This window comes from Superficieibacter electus (assembly GCF_002915575.1).
Classification (GTDB): domain Bacteria; phylum Pseudomonadota; class Gammaproteobacteria; order Enterobacterales; family Enterobacteriaceae; genus Superficieibacter; species Superficieibacter electus.
Genome location: NZ_PQGD01000028.1, coordinates 1 through 15,723, shown reverse-complemented (window position 1 = coordinate 15,723; position 15,723 = coordinate 1). Strand labels below are relative to the sequence as shown.

13 protein-coding genes are annotated in these 15,723 nt (G+C 40.9%); 9 read left to right on the top strand and 4 right to left on the bottom strand.

Translation table 11 applies throughout. The features are described from left to right. Window positions 1–5: 5 nt before the first annotated feature. The 7 genes from CHU32_RS24290 to CHU32_RS24265 all read left to right on the top strand — a co-directional run bounded on the left by CHU32_RS24290 (window position 6) and on the right by CHU32_RS24265 (window position 10,853). On the top strand, window positions 6–488 hold the full coding sequence (locus tag CHU32_RS24290; protein WP_000377632.1) for a hypothetical protein: 483 nt from the start codon (window positions 6–8) through the stop codon (window positions 486–488). Window positions 489–606: 118 nt separating this feature from the next. After that, window positions 607–1,359, top strand: a complete 753-nt coding sequence (htdT, locus tag CHU32_RS24285) for a protein-disulfide isomerase HtdT (protein ID WP_182911723.1) — start codon at window positions 607–609, stop codon at window positions 1,357–1,359. A gap of 9 nt (window positions 1,360–1,368) precedes the next feature. After that, window positions 1,369–2,319, top strand: a complete 951-nt coding sequence (gene trhV, locus CHU32_RS24280; protein WP_001022588.1) for an IncHI-type conjugal transfer lipoprotein TrhV — start codon at window positions 1,369–1,371, stop codon at window positions 2,317–2,319. Window positions 2,320–2,327: 8 nt separating this feature from the next. Continuing rightward, window positions 2,328–5,009: a TraC family protein gene (locus tag CHU32_RS24275; protein ID WP_000387412.1), complete on the top strand. Its 2,682-nt coding sequence runs from the start codon at window positions 2,328–2,330 to the stop codon at window positions 5,007–5,009. 2,299 nt (window positions 5,010–7,308) lie between these two features. Beyond that, window positions 7,309–7,470 carry a hypothetical protein gene (locus CHU32_RS28340; RefSeq protein WP_001371949.1) on the top strand — a complete coding sequence of 54 codons (162 nt, stop codon included), beginning with the start codon at window positions 7,309–7,311 and terminating at the stop codon, window positions 7,468–7,470. A 1,128-nt stretch (window positions 7,471–8,598) separates the two neighbouring features. Beyond that, window positions 8,599–9,852 carry a ParA family protein gene (locus CHU32_RS24270; RefSeq protein ID WP_001050364.1) on the top strand — a complete coding sequence of 418 codons (1,254 nt, stop codon included), beginning with the start codon at window positions 8,599–8,601 and terminating at the stop codon, window positions 9,850–9,852. Continuing rightward, the gene (locus CHU32_RS24265; RefSeq protein ID WP_001278838.1) at window positions 9,849–10,853 is read left to right on the top strand and encodes a ParB family protein; all 1,005 of its coding nucleotides are present in this window, start codon (window positions 9,849–9,851) and stop codon (window positions 10,851–10,853) included. The genes CHU32_RS24270 and CHU32_RS24265 overlap by 4 nt, the downstream gene beginning before the upstream one ends. A gap of 61 nt (window positions 10,854–10,914) precedes the next feature. Here CHU32_RS24265 and CHU32_RS24260 read toward each other — a convergent pair whose 3' ends face one another. Genes CHU32_RS24260 through CHU32_RS24245 form a run of 4 tightly spaced genes read right to left on the bottom strand, consistent with a single transcriptional unit; the run spans window position 10,915 to window position 13,595 of the window. Then, window positions 10,915–11,304, bottom strand: a complete 390-nt coding sequence (locus CHU32_RS24260; RefSeq protein WP_000815011.1) for a hypothetical protein — start codon at window positions 11,302–11,304, stop codon at window positions 10,915–10,917. Next, the gene (locus tag CHU32_RS24255) at window positions 11,301–11,822 is read right to left on the bottom strand and encodes a hypothetical protein (protein ID WP_000598517.1); all 522 of its coding nucleotides are present in this window, start codon (window positions 11,820–11,822) and stop codon (window positions 11,301–11,303) included. The genes CHU32_RS24260 and CHU32_RS24255 overlap by 4 nt, the downstream gene beginning before the upstream one ends. Continuing rightward, a complete protein-coding gene (locus tag CHU32_RS24250) occupies window positions 11,815–12,651 on the bottom strand; it encodes a hypothetical protein (RefSeq protein ID WP_000700976.1) in 837 nt (278 codons plus the stop codon). Before CHU32_RS24250 ends, CHU32_RS24255 begins: the two co-directional genes overlap by 8 nt. Then, complete coding sequence (locus tag CHU32_RS24245) at window positions 12,648–13,595, bottom strand: metallophosphoesterase (protein WP_000718595.1); 948 nt, start codon at window positions 13,593–13,595, stop codon at window positions 12,648–12,650. Before CHU32_RS24245 ends, CHU32_RS24250 begins: the two co-directional genes overlap by 4 nt. Before the next feature lie 363 nt (window positions 13,596–13,958). On the opposite strand from CHU32_RS24245, the gene parM reads away from it, so the two are divergent. Together parM and CHU32_RS24235 are read left to right on the top strand one after the other, a co-directional pair. Beyond that, window positions 13,959–14,996 (top strand): plasmid segregation protein ParM domain-containing protein, encoded by a 1,038-nt coding sequence (parM, locus tag CHU32_RS24240; RefSeq protein WP_000818954.1) that lies wholly within the window; start codon window positions 13,959–13,961, stop codon window positions 14,994–14,996. A gap of 11 nt (window positions 14,997–15,007) precedes the next feature. Beyond that, window positions 15,008–15,646, top strand: a complete 639-nt coding sequence (locus CHU32_RS24235; RefSeq protein WP_012695436.1) for a hypothetical protein — start codon at window positions 15,008–15,010, stop codon at window positions 15,644–15,646. The last annotated feature ends 77 nt before the right edge of the window (window positions 15,647–15,723 follow it).

Below are 15,723 nucleotides of genomic sequence, written 5' to 3'. Positions count from 1 at the left end.
TTTAAATGGATAGTTTAGAAAAAAAAGAATCGCCTGAATCAGCTGGACCTGAAATCACTAAAAAAATGGTGCGAGAAAGGACAACAAAAAAAATTACCTTCGAAATTGATATTGAAAAAATATTGAAGTATTTATTTTTCTTCGCCTTTGCCGTATTGGTCATTATTTATGGTTATAAAGGCTTTATGAATGTTTACGATTACTTCAATAAACAATCCCAGCCTTCGTACAAGATTGCAGTGCTTGACATGCCTGAATTACGTAAGGAATTTTTCAAGCATCACGGAGGCCGTACTGCTGACAATGATAGATCTCAATTCGAAGAATATTTCAGAACATTAATGAAGATCTACCGTGACCGTGGCTATTTAATTATTGATGCAACGCTTGCCGTTACTGTACCGGATAGTGTTGAAATCGTCACTTATATGGAACTTGAAGATAGCTCTGAAGCGGTACAATCAAGTTCTTATAATGCAAAGAAGTAGAGGGCACCCAATAGTGAAAAAGTTACTTTTCCCTTTAATGGCGGCTTTCGCCATTATGGCGAATACGGTCACTTATGCTTCAGAGCAGGTCCTAACTAATAGTGATGCTGCTGCGTTAATGGCAAAGGCAAAGGAAGGTGGCGTTTCACCCAGTCAGATCTCGGGTGTGTTATCAAAAATGAAAGGATATAAACCTAAGGATGCCATATACATTCCTTCTGGTGGGCTATACCTCTTTCAGGACGAACGTTCGCAGCTAATGGCAGTAACGACCGATGGCCGATACTCCCTTACTGGGGGAAGCCTTGTTGATGTAATTAAACGTAAACCTGTTCTGACTGTAGAAGAAATCAGGAATTCCTATTTTATTAGTCTTGATGAGGCCCCCTTCCCTCTGGAAACTGTAGCGTCCATTCCTCTGGGAAATTCAAAGCTTAAAAGACAAGCAGCCATTTTCATAACACTTGATTGTGACGGTTGCATGGAACTTGTTAAGAAATTCTATGCAGATCGGGACAAGTATCGGATAGATATTGTTTTAGTTCCCTCACCCGGTGAGCCAAAAGAAGAGCTTAGAAGGCTCTGGTGTAGTAAAGAAAAAGGAAAAATAAACAACCTCGATATTCTTCGTTGGCTAATGGGAAGCAAATCCGACATTGAAAAAAGATTGCTCTCTCAAAAAGAAGCAGAAGAATGTCCGGCGGAACCTTTGGTAGCGTCATTGATGCTCGCAGGAATTTATAAATTGCAGGGTGTACCTTCAGTTGTCAGACAGGATGGTTTGGCTGGTAATGGCATTCCAAAAGATTTCGACTACTGGTTGAACCAAAGCGTTGAACCTCTCTTAAAAAATCCATTTGAGACAAATTAAGGCTAGTTTATGAACATCAAAAGATTGGTACTCAGTGCTCTGGTTGTAGGTACATCCTCATATCTTACGGGGTGCTCCATCGGTAGTTCCGAATCCGAATGTCCAGGCATTGAAAAGGGCGTTATCTGTAAAGGTCCTCGCGAAGTTATGGAGTTAACTAATAATCGAGATGATCTGTCTGCACTGGCGGGGGAAGAGTCGGAATCGGGAAAGGAGAAATCGGCTGTCAATGACAGCCGTTATCCAACTGAAATTAGCCCTCCAGGGGAAGTCAAATATCCACAGTCTACTACCCTTAAAAATCAGCCTGTGGCTTATTCAAAAACCGAAATTAAGCCAGTTGGTCAGTTACCTGTCATGTACGATAAAACTTTAAAAATGGGTGCCCCTACTTCATCCATTGGACCACGGCCTATTTCTGGTGTACCGGTTAATTCAAACGTAAGGATGACTAGCAGTTATAGCACTGCCTCTTCAACTGGTAACCCTTTCGTTCATCCGGCTGCGGAAGTCGTTAAACAAACAAGCTATCCGGTTTCTGCTGGAAATGCCCCACGCTACGTTGCACCTAATTCTGATATCAGCCCTGGTAAGGATATGTACTCTCTTTACAATGGCCAGCCCGTTAACCCGACTCTCAACCCTGGGCAGATCCAGCAATACCGTTCGCAAGGTTATAAACAAGCTGTAGTGGCTCCTGAACCACTTGCTGTTCTGCAACAGGGGAAAGTAATGAGAATTACTTTTGCACCTTATACCGATGATAACGATGCGCTTAATCTTCCCGGCTACGTTTATGTCAACGTAAAACCGCAAACATGGATTGCTGGCAAGAATTCGACCTCAAACCCAGCTCGCATAGTTCCTTTAGAAGTACAGGATGCGGCCCGGGAAAATATGCAGCAGCAACAAAAAGCAACTAAAGCTGTCTCTTCGAACGGCATTGTTAGACAACTGTAAGGTCAAATATGGAAGCTATCAATAATTACAATAGCGGTTTAAATCGCCATCAATTAGGTGGGTTTATCCCTGTTTACGATCAATTAGCAGGGACTCACTATTTTTTGATTGATGGCAACAGATTAGGGTTTATGTTTATCTGTAATCCATCCCCTGGAGTTTTTGATAATCAGCAAGATGTTCTTGCTGAAATGTTCAAAATGGATTTCCCTACAGATACTGTCTGTCAAATATCTCTGACTGCATTGCCAGACCTGACTTTACAGCTTAGTGCTTGGTCAGCTGTGCGAGGTGGGCGTATGACTGGGAACGATAAGCTTAAAGCAGATCTGCTTAATGGTTATCAGTTGGACTACTACGACAGAAGTATGCATAAGCCTTTAAAACCTGATCATGATAACCTTATGTTGAGGGATTTTCAGGTATGGATCTCGCTATCGATTCCTTTACAGTCTGCCCTTCCTACCGAGCTGGAACATTCGCGTATCGATTCACTTTACTCTGAACTTGTAAGTAAGTTAATTACGATTGGATTGCATCCGTTTAAGGTCGATGCAGAAAACTGGCTCTATTGTATAGATAAGGTCGTAAACCCCGGAAAGAACTCCCGGTGGGCTGAAGGTTTCATAGACGTTAACACTATGAAAAGGCTTAATGAACAAGTTAACGTTCCCGGCCGTAAGTATACAGTCACAGAAAATCATTTCTCATCAGTCACACAAAGTGACGACGAATCTGAGCATCGTTACTTCAAACAACTTTCCGTTGTAAAGTTTCCTGAATACGTCAATTTCGGTTGTATGTATGAGTTAGTAGTTAACTGGATGCATGGACGTAAGACAATTTTCAGCCCATTTATGATCACTCAGACTGTTCAGTTTGCCGATCCGCTCAAGTTGTCAAAAGAAAACGTCCGCTACAAAGCAATCACTAATAAACAGGCAAGTATACCTTCAGTTGTCACATTCTGCCCTCGCCTGCGGGATATGGATAATGACTACATGGCCGTAACTCGCGAGCTTGAGGATGGCGCAAAGCTTTTAAGAGGGTATCTTACTTTCACTGTTATGGGTAGTAATGCCAATTCTGTGCAGACAGCAGCTAACGATCTCAAATCCTTTTACCTCGAAAGCCGGGTCAAAGTAGCAGATGATTCCTTTATCGTTTTCCCGTCATTTATGTCATGTCTGCCAATGTGCAATGACCCAAAGACAATTTTCGACCTTGACCGTTCCGAAGTAGTGAGCAACACCGGAGCGGCTCATATGACACCGATCTTTGGGCCCTGGAAAGGTAATACAGATAGACCAGTACTGAGTTTAGTTTCTCGTGAAGGTCAACTCATGGGACTTGATATTTTCAAGACTTCTGCAAGCTATAACATGGTTATTGGTGCAACGTCAGGTGCAGGGAAGTCATTCTGGACAGCATATCTAATCAATAACTATCTTGGAGCTGGACCGCGATCTAATAACCTCGTTCATTATCGCTCAACATTTAAGCATTTTTTAGAAAACGAATACCCAGATGATGATCCTGACGGTGCTCAAGTATTTGTTGTGGACGTGGGCCGTTCTTACCAGGGGATTGCGGAACAATATACAAACAGTCAATTTATTGATTTCGGTAAAACCCCTGACTTCACCCTAAATCCCTTTGCCTTCCTAACTGACATCACTGTTAACGACGATGTATTTAACGAAGCACCTGAATTTACCGGTGAATCAACTTCAAACGATGCAGAAAAAGACAAAGTTGCTCAGACCATAATGGTTTTGAATCAGCTAAAAATTATGGCTTCAGAGAAAGGCCTTATCGATGATTATCAACAATCAGTGATGCTTCAGCTTATTGCAGAAGAGTACCAAGAATCCAGAAAATCAGGTCGGACCGGTTCAATAACCGGCTTTGCTCTGCGTTGCAAGAAGCATGAAGACAAACGTATAAAGGATATTGGGGAGCAACTCGGAGCATGGTGCGAAGGTGGAATTTATGGGCACCGGTTTACCGATACGTTGCCTCCAATCAACTTCGACAGCAGATTTATTGTTTTGGAACTGGAGGAGCTAAAAGGCACCCCCCACCTTCAGACAGTTGTATTAATGTCTATCATTCAGGCTGCTCAGCATGCAATGTTCATCAAAAAAGATGGGCGTCGTCGCTTGTTCATCCTTGATGAAGCATGGGAGTACATTCGTCCTGATAATTCATCAGGTGCCGGAAATCAATCAAACCAATTCTTCTCTTCCTTCCTCGAAGCGGCATGGCGTAGGTTCAGGAAAACAAACTGCGCAGGCATCTGTATCACACAGTCGTTTGAAGATTATTTTACTTCTTCTGTTGGCCGGGCCCTGACTGCTAACTCGCCTTGGAAGATAATCATGAAACAAGAAAAAGAAAGCATTGAAGCAATGAAGGCTAATAAATATTTTTCTACTTCAGATGCAGAATATGAACGTATGAAAAATATTCGTACAGTCAAAAAGGTGTTTTCAGAGATGTTAGTCAGGTTCGAAAACTTCCAAGAGATCTGTCGGTTATACGTAGACCGGAAAATGGAGCTTTGTTTTACTACGGATAGTGCTGACAGGAGTAAATTATGGGAAATTCAAAGCCGCGAGAATTGTAGCTATGGCGAGGCAATAGAAATTCTCTATGCTCAAGAAGTAGCAGCGGGTTTGGCCGCGTAGAGTAAATATCTTCAAGCAAAAATAATTAAACCAGATGTCTCATAAGAATCTGGTTTTTTATTGTATGCCTTAAGTAAACAAATGAGGTTGTGACTTAATGAGTTCATCACTGTGCTGCAAATTTTGGTTTTATAATTAATGTGGTGTAAAAACAGTGACATAAATACAAATCGCAGTTAGGTTGTGTACGCATTAAGTAAACAAAATTTATAACTTCAATACTGACATTATAAGATGAAAATCACGTAAATTACATTTTTGTTTACCAAAGGTAATCAAAGTAGCGCGGCATTATTAGTGAAAACAGATCACTGGTGTCATTTTGCATACAAAACTTAATATCCTTTAATCATTCTTCTAAAAGTTTATTATTAACGGTTTGGTTTCTGAAAATTTATCCAATTTGCTCACCGAAGACTTTTAACTTATTTAACCCCCTTTATCGCCAAACTGTGATTTTCTAATGTTAGTCTACAGTTCTAGGGCCCTTGCTCCCATGATGCGAATCCTGCCACCTAATAAAGATTAACGCCTCATTCCTGTATGCCGGTCTTACGACGCCAGTGCACGGACTATTTTTGGTCATCACAAGGACAGGCGGGAGATTTAATCAGGGCGTGGTGTTGCTGAGCAGCAGCTGCGGCACTGTAAGCCGAAGGCGGAATTAACTCCTTTATCACCATCTGGGGACGTCATTATGGGTAGCCCTTTTAACTTACTCAGGACCATTAAGCTAAAATTCCGGATAGCGATTGACGTAAGATTTAGGCTAAGCAGGTAAAGTGATCCCCGCTCCCGGGGTGACAACTTTATACAAAAGGCCGAGCGGAAGATTGTCCTTAGGGAATATTTCTTTAACACAGCACGGGCACTTACTCACGCTGCCGGATTTAACCCCCTTAATCGCCAAACTGGGGTTCTGTCCTCATGCTGGCCTTCAGTTCTGGGCGGGGTTGCTATCACTTGCTCCCTAATGCGAGATGTACCTGCTGATACAGATTAACGTCATATTCCTGCGTGCCGGTCTGCCGACACCAGTGCACGGGCTTTTTTCGGTCATCACATTACCGGGCAGGAGATTTTATCAGGACGTGGTGTGACTGAGCAGCAGCTGGGGCACTGTCAGCCGCTGGCAGATTTAACCCCCTTAATCGCCAAACTGGCGTTCAGTCCTGATAGTGTCCTTCCGTCCTGGGCAGGGTTGCTAACACTTGCTCCCTTAATACGAAATGCGCCTGCTGATAAAGATTAAAGTCACATCACTGCATACCGGTTTGCCGACTCCGGTGCATGGCCTTTTCCGATAATCACAAGGACGGACGGGTGATTATATCTGTGCATAGTATGTCTGAGCAGCATCAGAAGGCACTGTCAGCCGCTGGCAGATTTAACCCCCTTAATCGCCAAACTGGGATCAGTCCTGATAGTGTCCTTCCGTCCTGGAGAGGGTTGCTAACACTTGTTCCCATGATACGAAATGCGCCAGCTGATACAGATTAACGTCTCATTGCCCATGCCGGTCTGCCGACACCGGTGCATGGCCTTTTCCGATATTCGCAAGCACAGATGCTTGATTTTTTCAGGGTGTAATATACCTGAGCAGCATCTGAAGGCACTTTCAGTCGCTGTCAGATTTAACACCCTTAATCGCCAATCTGGGATTTTATGATGTTAACCTCCAGTTCAAGACCCTTGCTCCCATGATGCGAACCTTGCCACCTGATAAAGATTTACGCCTCATTCCTGTATGCAGGTCTTACGACTCTAGTGCACGGACAATTTTCGGTCATAACAAGACCTGGCGGAAGATTTAATCAGGCGTGGTGTGACTGAGCAGAAGCTGGGGCAATGTCAGCCGCTGGCAGAAAAAACCCTTATTCGCCATCTCAAACCGTCATTATGGGTAGTCCTTTTAACTTTCTCAGGACCATTAAGCTTAAACTCCGTTTAGAGAATGACGTAAGATTTAGGCTAAGCAGGTTAAGTGATCCCTCTCCCGGGTTGAACACTATATTCATCGTACGAGCGGAAGATTGTCCTTCGGGAAATATTTCTTAAACACCGCTCGGGATCTTATTGCCACTGGCGGATTTAACCCCCTTAATCGCCATACTGGGGTTCTGTCCTGATGCTGGCCTTCAGTTCTGGGCTTGGGTTGCTATCGCTTGCTCCCATAATGCGAAATGTGCCTCCTGATACAGATTAACGTCATATTCCTGCGTGCCGGTCTGCCGACACCAGTGCACGGGCTTTTTTCGGTCATCACATTTCCGGGCAGGAGATTCTATCAGGGCGTGGTGTGACTGAGCAGCAACTGGGGCACTGTCAGCAGCTTGCAGATTTAACACCCTTAATCGCCAAACTGGGATTCTGTTCTGATGTTGACCTTCCGTTCTGGGCGGGCTTTGGTTTACTAACACTTACTTCCATAATACGAAATGTGCTTGATGATGCAGATTAAATTCACATTACTGCATACCGGTCTGCCGACACCGGTGCATGGGCGATTTCCGACGATCTCAAGAACATATGGGAGATTATATCAGGGAGAGTAGTATGCCTGAGCAGCATCTGAAGGCACTGTCAGCCGCTGTGAGATTTAACCCCCTTAATCGCCAAACTGGGGTTCTGTCCTCATGCTGGCCTTCAGTTCCGGGCTGGGTTGCTATCACTTGCTCACATAATGCGAAATGTACCTGCTGATACAGATTAACGTCATATTCCTATATGCCAGTCTGCCGACATCAGTGCTTGGGCTATTTTCGGTCAAAACAAGACCTGGCGAGAGATTTAATCAAGCGTGGTGTGACTGAGCAGCAGCTGGGGGCACTGTCATCCGCTTGCAAATTTAACCCCCTTAATCGCCAAACTTGGGTTCAGTCCTGATGTTGGCATTCCGTTCTGGGCGGCGTTGCTATCACTTGCTCCCATTATGCGAAAAGTGCCTGCTGATACAGATTAACGTCATATTCATGCATGCCGGTCTGCCGACACCAGTGCACGGGTTTTTTTCGGTCATTACAATACCGGGCAGGGGATTAAATCAGGGCGTGGTGTGACTGAGCAGCAGCTGGGACACTGTCAGCCGCTGGCAGATTTAACCCCCTTAATCTCCACACTGGGGTTGCCTCCTTAAGTTGGGTTTCATTTCGGGGTGAGGTTGCTAACTCTGCTCCCATAATTCGTAGTGTGCCTCCTCAAGAGATTAACACCTCATATCTTTAGACTGGACTGACGACAACGGTTCACAGTTAGGAAACGTATATCAGCACACCGGTGAGATAGATTTTAGGGTCTAAGCAAGAAATAGGGTAGGCGTGAAGATTCATTAATGGAGCTCTTAACTTCAAAGCGTAGAGAAGGAGACAAGAATCGTGGTTTAAACAGGTTGTGCATTAGGTATGGACTAGAGAGTCTGAGCTCACATCTGCAAGTTAAGCTCACAAAAAATCATAAAAAAGTAAACAAACATTAGCTTAAGATTGAAACTAAGGATAGAATTGTACGCATAACAAGGAAATGGACGCATTATACGTAAAGTTTACATATATGCGTAAAAGTCGGTTTTCAGTGCAAAAAGGTCATAACCATGAATTTACTTGAAAAGATCGCCCTCGTTGGTCAGCGCATGAAAAGCGAGCAGATTTCTCTAAAGGAATCTCTGATGGCTTCATCAAGAGTATCTGTTTCTGATGATAGTGTTGATGGTGTTGATAGACTGATCTATAACCACTGTTTGAATAAAAAAAATCTCTCTGATTTTTTTGGGAAGTCACGAGTAACGTTCAATAAAATACTTTCGGACTTAGAAGAAAAAGAACTTGTTGGTGCACCTATTTATCAAAACAAAAATCATCTTTACACCCGCTGGGATGTTCAAAAAATAATGGATGCCCTGGGTTATCCCAAGTACCGCGATCATTACTTTAGCAGAGCTATTGTTACTCAGAATCATAAAGGCGGTACAGGGAAAAGCACTACATCTGTAGCTTTAGCAGTAGCAGCTGCTTTAGATCTACAACTCAATGCACGTGTATTAATGATCGAATGGGACCCACAAGGTTCGATTGGAAGCAGCATGATTCAAAGTGTCTCAGAAGATGATGTCTTCCTTACAGCAATTGATGCAATCCTTGGAATTTATGAAGAAAATTCTGAGTATAAAAAATATTTAGATTCAGGATTCTCTGAAGAAGAAATCATCACTAATATGCCTTTTTCAACGCATCTGCCAAACTTGGACGTAATAACGGCTTTTCCGACAGATGCTCGTTTTAAAGATAAATACTGGCAATGTTCTAGAGAAGAACGTACGTCTTTGTTACTACGTTTCAAGGAAGTTATCTTACCGGTACTGAAGCAGAACTATGATTTGATTATTATAGACACTCCACCTGAAGATTCACCTTTGATCTGGGCTGCTGACGAAGCGGCCGATGGGATTCTTGTCGCAGTGTCACCACGTGAATATGATTACGCCTCTACTACAGACTTCATGCTTACAATAAGTGAAAGGTTTAAACAATCACCAAGTAAGGGCGACAATTTAAAATGGTTCAAAGTTCTTGCTGTCAATGTAGATGACAAAAGTCCATATGAAAGAATAGTTTTGGATAAATTAATCAGAACTGTTCAGGACCTTTTGATGTCCGCTAACATAAAAAATTCTGAAGCATTTAAGGCAGCTGCTTCCAAAGGGCGTACAGTGCTTGATATCAAAAAATCAGAGGAACTTTGTTCCGCAAAGCAGCTTGATGTCGCAGAAGAATCTGTATTACAGGTATATCAGCAATTTATAAATGAAATAAAAAGTTTTTCAGCTAAGCAAGGAGTTAACGCATGAGCGATGAGCAACATATCGGGAATGATAAATCTCGATATTTAAACGCACCAAAGCGGACAGAAGTCGGTCACCGTTCAGGTCTTGCGGGTTTGAAAACAGCACCTCGCATAAAAAAGTTATTCACTCTTCATAAGGGCCGGAGACTTGAAGCGGAACATGTGATTGTTCCAGCCCAGAGAGTGGAGAAGGAGACCTTAGTCCATCCAGCGAACCCACGAAATCAAGAAGCCCTTACAGATTATTCTGTTAGAGATATTCTTAAGCAGATTGAAGAAAGAGGGGTCGATACCGAAGGGATCGCTGTAAAAAGAGATGGGGTTTATTTATTAATAGAAGGAAGTCGCAGACGTTTCTGCTGTATAAAGGCAGAAAAGGATCTCCCCCTGTGGGTTCTTCCGGATGAACTAACCGAAGATGATATAAATTCAATTATATCCGCAGCACAAACATCTCGAAAATTTTCATATAGAGAAGTTGGGTTTCAATTTATCAAAAAAATGGAAGAAAAAGGATTTTCTACTAATGAAGAACTCGCAGCATATCTTGGGATTAGTCATGTATCGGTAGCCAAAAGAATCCAGGCGGCCCGTATTGACGAAACATTAATCTCTTTATTCCCGGATTATGAAGGAATCCCGAACTCCTATTATAGTCGCTTGTCTCGTTTACAGAAATATGTGCAAAAAAATCTATTTCCTTTAGATGAAGTAATAGATAATGTTAAAGAGGAAACAAAAGATTTAGACATTGGAGATCTCCAGGTTGCTCAAAAAGTTGTAATGGAAAAAATCACACAATCTGTGGAAAGTGTTTGTGAAAAAACTTATTCCACAAAATGGGAAACAAGTGATCTTATTACTTTTGATAACAAAGATAAGTATGCAAGAATCAGTAAAAACAATACTGGTAGAAAAATTCGCTTTGAATTCAATAGGATAAATGCGGGTTTTATTAAGGAACTAGAGGAGTTCATAAAAGAAAAATTAAAAGTATCAGAATAAATATTGAACTGCATCTTTATGATGCAGTTCATATGATTTATATTTTTAATTTCTTGTTATATTAATATGGGGTGTGCGCAGGTTCAGACATATAAGGTCTTAGTTCTATATGAACAGAAGCGCCATTCCCATCATTTACTACGTTTAAAGGTGCTTTTCCCGGCAATGACATAGTTGCAACGTCAGGTCCAGAAACAGCAAAATTATTTTCTGCTGAAGGCATTACTGTAAAAATCTTTATAGCAACATTTTCATGTCTAAATAATGAAATCCCAAAAGTAGAACCAGCTTCGGTATTGCTCACGTCCACAACCACAGGGGTTTTTCCTAGATATTCATTAGTTAGTATGTTTTTTACTAATGCCCCTTCCGGGACAGTATAGATACGGTATGGATATGCTAAAGCCGTGTGACAAAAACATATTAAAATAACAATTAATGTTTGTTTCATAGATTATCCTCATTCAAAAATAAAAGATATAACTCTTGAAAATCGTGGTTAGTAATTAGGTCCGCTTTTCCGGGAAAATCGTAACTAACAGAAAATAAAAGCGAAAGCGAATCTTTTCCTTTTGCTTTGGGAGAGATTCTGCTAAAAGCACGGTTAATAAACATAAGTTGATCTTCATTGTTGAAGCAAAGTCCAAGCATTCCAACCGTAGGAACTACGAATGTGCTTACGCTGCCTGGGGGCAAAAGTTGCTTACTACGGGCATTGTAAGCACAACGACTACCACCTAGCGTTAGGCCTGAAAGCTCAATAAAACTTCTGGTTCCATTCTTGGCGACAAGCCAAACATCAGTTCCTGAACTTTCGACACGTAAAGTAACTTTTCCGTCAGTAAAGGCCTCACTTTTATTGTATAGAATAGGGTCAAAACCAACTGTCGGGAGTTCTTCGATTTTACTTTCTACTGACTGACAACCAGTCAGTAATGCAAACAATAAAAGTGTGATAACTTTAATCATCCCGCTTCCTTAGATTGTTTTTGGCGCTCGTTATAAAAGATAATGATTCACCGGGGTAGAGAATTGTTTCTTTCGTCCAATAACCATAACCACCGAGGATATTTTTTCTTTTCTCAATATAAACGGGTTCAGAAAATACTAAATGTTGATATTTAGGAAGAGATAAGATTTCATATTTTCCTTGTCCAACTAAGAGGTAATTCTTCTCTTTAGGATTGATGGTTACTGGATTACCAACACTTTGAGGTATGTTAAGTTTTTTTATATTTAGGTCAGAATAGTCAGGAACGGACACTTGATCATTAGACGTATTTCCGGGAAGAGTAAACCCTTTACCCTGATCCGGTCCAAAGATGGCAATTATATCTTTGTTGTTTCTTGTGATCGAAACGATAGCCTGAAGGGGCGTATTAGCAAGGTCATTTATAAACGATATAGTTAGACTTGATTTTGGCTCGACCCAAACAATGCTTTTTCCGGATGTGCCTTCGCTTAATGCAATTTTTTCATTTAGTAAGATTTTATTTTTGGCAATGATATTATACTCAAGTTTTGGTATCACAATAAAAAGTGATTCTTTATTTGAAACATTCATGATTTCTAAGAAATTGGTTTTGGTCATGCTGGTCTTTAGAACAGGCCTATATTTACCATTTATAAACCACCTTCCGTTTATAAGCTCCGCTTTAGCAGATATAAGTGAATCACTTTTCTGTGCGGCAGAAGAAAAAGCATCTTTTCTATGCTCTTTCTCTTGATGTGGTGCAGCTGCTGCGTGAAGATGCAAAAGTAATGTTGAAATTGAGATAATCTTCCAATTTATCTTCATCTTGTTACCTCAATGTTGTTTTCAATCGAATCGAGTTCTAAAGGATAGGTTTTAAGTGAATAAAACTTGTTTGTTGTTTGTATTAGCTGATGACACAATAAAACTGGATTGTTCTTCATGATTATTTCTACTAATGTAAGTGCTGGTGAGTCAGTTTGCGGTATACCCGGAGCAACTATTACCTGGTCTTCTAATTTTGACATATAGAGTGATCCAGTATTTATATGCAAACAATTACCGATCAGTACTGGAAGATTGTTTTGAGTACGACCATGGGCTTTTCGAATGCTGTTTACAGGATTCCTACCTAGGACCATAAGGTTGACGTCATTTATCATCATTGGTATTACGGCATGGTCCATACCGAATAGAAACTGGCTCTGAAAAATATTCACATTGGCATAGTTGAATGCTTGAAGCGCATTATAAGTATCAGTGAATGATGTGCGGATAGGGGCGTAATCAGAAGGGCAAACCCCAATTTTTATATCGCCTTTTAGTAAAATCTGCATCATCGTACCAAGCTGGGTATTAAGAAGTTTTTTTACCTCTTCCTCTAAATAGTAACGATTCACAGCTTTATGCCACTTTCCGCCCATTACACACCATCTCTCATTGAGGTATGTGCTGGGGTAAAATGTTCTCCGGTCTTTGTTTAATGGTAACAATTTTTTTAACATTTCTTCTCCGGCTCCGGCAGCTGAGAAATGCCTCACAAAACGTCCATCGAAAAAGCCACTGTTTATCGCCTTCATCAATTCTATGGGTTCCGGCCCATAGTCAAACAAATTTCCAGTAGAGAAAATTACTATCTCTTCTTCTGGCTTTGTAACTGATTGGATCAAGTTGCACAGCGCAGAGTAATGTCCATGAGGATCTGCCAGAAAGAAAATCCTTCCGGAGAAGTTTGTAAGGTCTATAGTTTGGACGTGCTCAGCTGCCATAAATTCCTCTACGTATGTTTACATCGATGATACGGTATTTCGAACTATGATTTTTTTACAAAAAGGCGTCATTTTGGATTCTAAGCCTAAGGACCTTTGTTACTTACAGGTAAAGGCCCCAGTCCTGGCTCTCAAACAGTTCATACTTAGGATGCAAAGTAACTTTCTGATTATAATTGGCTCCTTTATAAACATGGTTAATACATGAATACAGGAAATTTAACGGTAAGGTATTTAAAATGGAAGGATGCTGAAATAACATAGACTTACGTATTTTTTTAATAGTGTTAATGTTGATAATAGGTCACCATTAATGTATAAAGTTAATATCTAATATGGTCCTATTAATAAAAGAGAGTTTTTATGGCTGAACTATTAAAATCTGAAAGTCCTGTTTCACCATCAGTGCAGGATATCACTGAAGCTTTAAAAATCGTTGTCGATGATGGAAGTAAAGCTGCAAAACTGGTTTGTCTTAATGAAAGAAACGAATTAGTTCCCTTGCTTACACAAAATAGTTTTGTTCCAGATTTCCGTGTTCGCCATGAGGGTCTCAATCCTTTTAACTATCTTATTGATGGGCTGGAAAGGTTTTCGCATCACAGCGAATCTAGTAACTCACTGGAATCGACTGATGTATCTCACCAATACGATGAAATTAGCCGGTTAAATGTTCACCATGCACTTCATGCTTCTGGTTTAGTTCCTCAGGATGTTCACCTCTTTGTTACTTTACCACTTAGCCAGTTCTATACTGCTTTAGGGGAAACGAATATTGAAAATATTCAGAGAAAAAAAGATAATCTGATGAAACCAGTAGAGCGTTATCTTGACGGTAAACGCTATTCTTTTAACGTTTTGTCTGTGACTGTTTTCCCTGAATCTTTACCAGCTGTGACCCGGGCAGATGAAATTGAGGATATTGCTTCATTTGAATCAAGTTTGGTAATTGATCTTGGTGGTACTACTCTTGATGTTGCAAGTATTACTGGGCAATTAGAACAGATTTCGAAAGTAAAAGGTTTTGACCGTATTGGTTGTTCTATTGTTTACGATGAGATCAGCAGGTATCTTGAATCTGAGAAACTGAATACGAGTAATGCTTACATTCATCATCTTGTTGATAATCGTCATGATAAATCAGCTTTGAAGGTTGCAGAGGACAAGCGTGACGGTGTTTTTGATGCGGTAAACTCTGCGGTACAGAAGTTGCAAAGTAAAGTAATCAGAGCGGTTACACAAGTCGAAGAGAGGCCTCATAATGTTTTCCTTGTTGGGGGAGGTTCATATCTCATCGAAACAGCTATTCGTAAACATTTTGAAACGGCTAAAGTTATCATGGTAGACAATCCGCAGTTCGCATTATCTTTGGCAATTGCTGATACTATTTATTCAGAATAATGAGCTAGAACATGGCTAAATACCCTATCTCAAATAAGGCAGATAACGACCGGATTCAGATCCGGTCTTTCTGGATATCCGAAAGAAAAGCACCCTATGTTTATAGTTTCTTGAAAAAAACAGAACTTTGTCATAGGGGTGACCAACTGGATTTAATTAGGTCGGCTATTAGTACCGGGTTGGTATTAAATAATTTATTTCCTGACTTGGCAAATTTTATAAATGGTTTAAACGAAAGATTAACACTTGCAGATCTTAATAGGTTTCTGAATGATGGAAATACTATAGATACTGAACCTAAGCCTCCTATTAATGTATTGCTAGAGAATGTCTTAGATCAAAAGTTTAAGGAGTATTTAACACCTCTACAATTAGATAATTCAAAGCAGGATTCTGTTTCTGTAAAAGAAACCTTCCTTGTACAAAAGGAACATGCCTGCTTTGGTGTGAAGATTGAAAATGAGGGAAGCGATACCTCTATACCATCTGAAAGCCCACTTTCTTCAGGTGCATCCAAAATTTCAAAAGAAAAGTCCATTTCCTCTGTGGTGCCAGTGCTAGAAAAAGTATCGGATGAAAATCAAACCGCCTCCATAAGCATAAAATCTAAAGCTAAGGCAAACAAGCGACTAGCGACTTTGGCAAGATAGGGCTTTGTTGAATAAATCAGATTTCGGGTAAGTCTCCCCCGTAGCGGGTTGTGTTTTCAGGCAATACGCACGCTTTC

What these genes read in the sequence shown, in the direction of transcription:
- CHU32_RS24290 (WP_000377632.1), top strand. Translation starts at nt 6, where the DNA reads ATGGATAGTTTAGAAAAAAAAGAATCGCCTGAATCAGCTGGACCTGAA.
- htdT (WP_182911723.1), top strand. Translation starts at nt 607, where the DNA reads ATGGCAAAGGCAAAGGAAGGTGGCGTTTCACCCAGTCAGATCTCGGGT.
- trhV (WP_001022588.1), top strand. Translation starts at nt 1,369, where the DNA reads ATGAACATCAAAAGATTGGTACTCAGTGCTCTGGTTGTAGGTACATCC.
- CHU32_RS24275 (WP_000387412.1), top strand. Translation starts at nt 2,328, where the DNA reads ATGGAAGCTATCAATAATTACAATAGCGGTTTAAATCGCCATCAATTA.
- CHU32_RS24270 (WP_001050364.1), top strand. Translation starts at nt 8,599, where the DNA reads ATGAATTTACTTGAAAAGATCGCCCTCGTTGGTCAGCGCATGAAAAGC.
- CHU32_RS24265 (WP_001278838.1), top strand. Translation starts at nt 9,849, where the DNA reads ATGAGCGATGAGCAACATATCGGGAATGATAAATCTCGATATTTAAAC.
- CHU32_RS24260 (WP_000815011.1), bottom strand. Translation starts at nt 11,304, where the DNA reads ATGAAACAAACATTAATTGTTATTTTAATATGTTTTTGTCACACGGCT.
- CHU32_RS24255 (WP_000598517.1), bottom strand. Translation starts at nt 11,822, where the DNA reads ATGATTAAAGTTATCACACTTTTATTGTTTGCATTACTGACTGGTTGT.
- CHU32_RS24250 (WP_000700976.1), bottom strand. Translation starts at nt 12,651, where the DNA reads ATGAAGATAAATTGGAAGATTATCTCAATTTCAACATTACTTTTGCAT.
- CHU32_RS24245 (WP_000718595.1), bottom strand. Translation starts at nt 13,595, where the DNA reads ATGGCAGCTGAGCACGTCCAAACTATAGACCTTACAAACTTCTCCGGA.
- parM (WP_000818954.1), top strand. Translation starts at nt 13,959, where the DNA reads ATGGCTGAACTATTAAAATCTGAAAGTCCTGTTTCACCATCAGTGCAG.
- CHU32_RS24235 (WP_012695436.1), top strand. Translation starts at nt 15,008, where the DNA reads ATGGCTAAATACCCTATCTCAAATAAGGCAGATAACGACCGGATTCAG.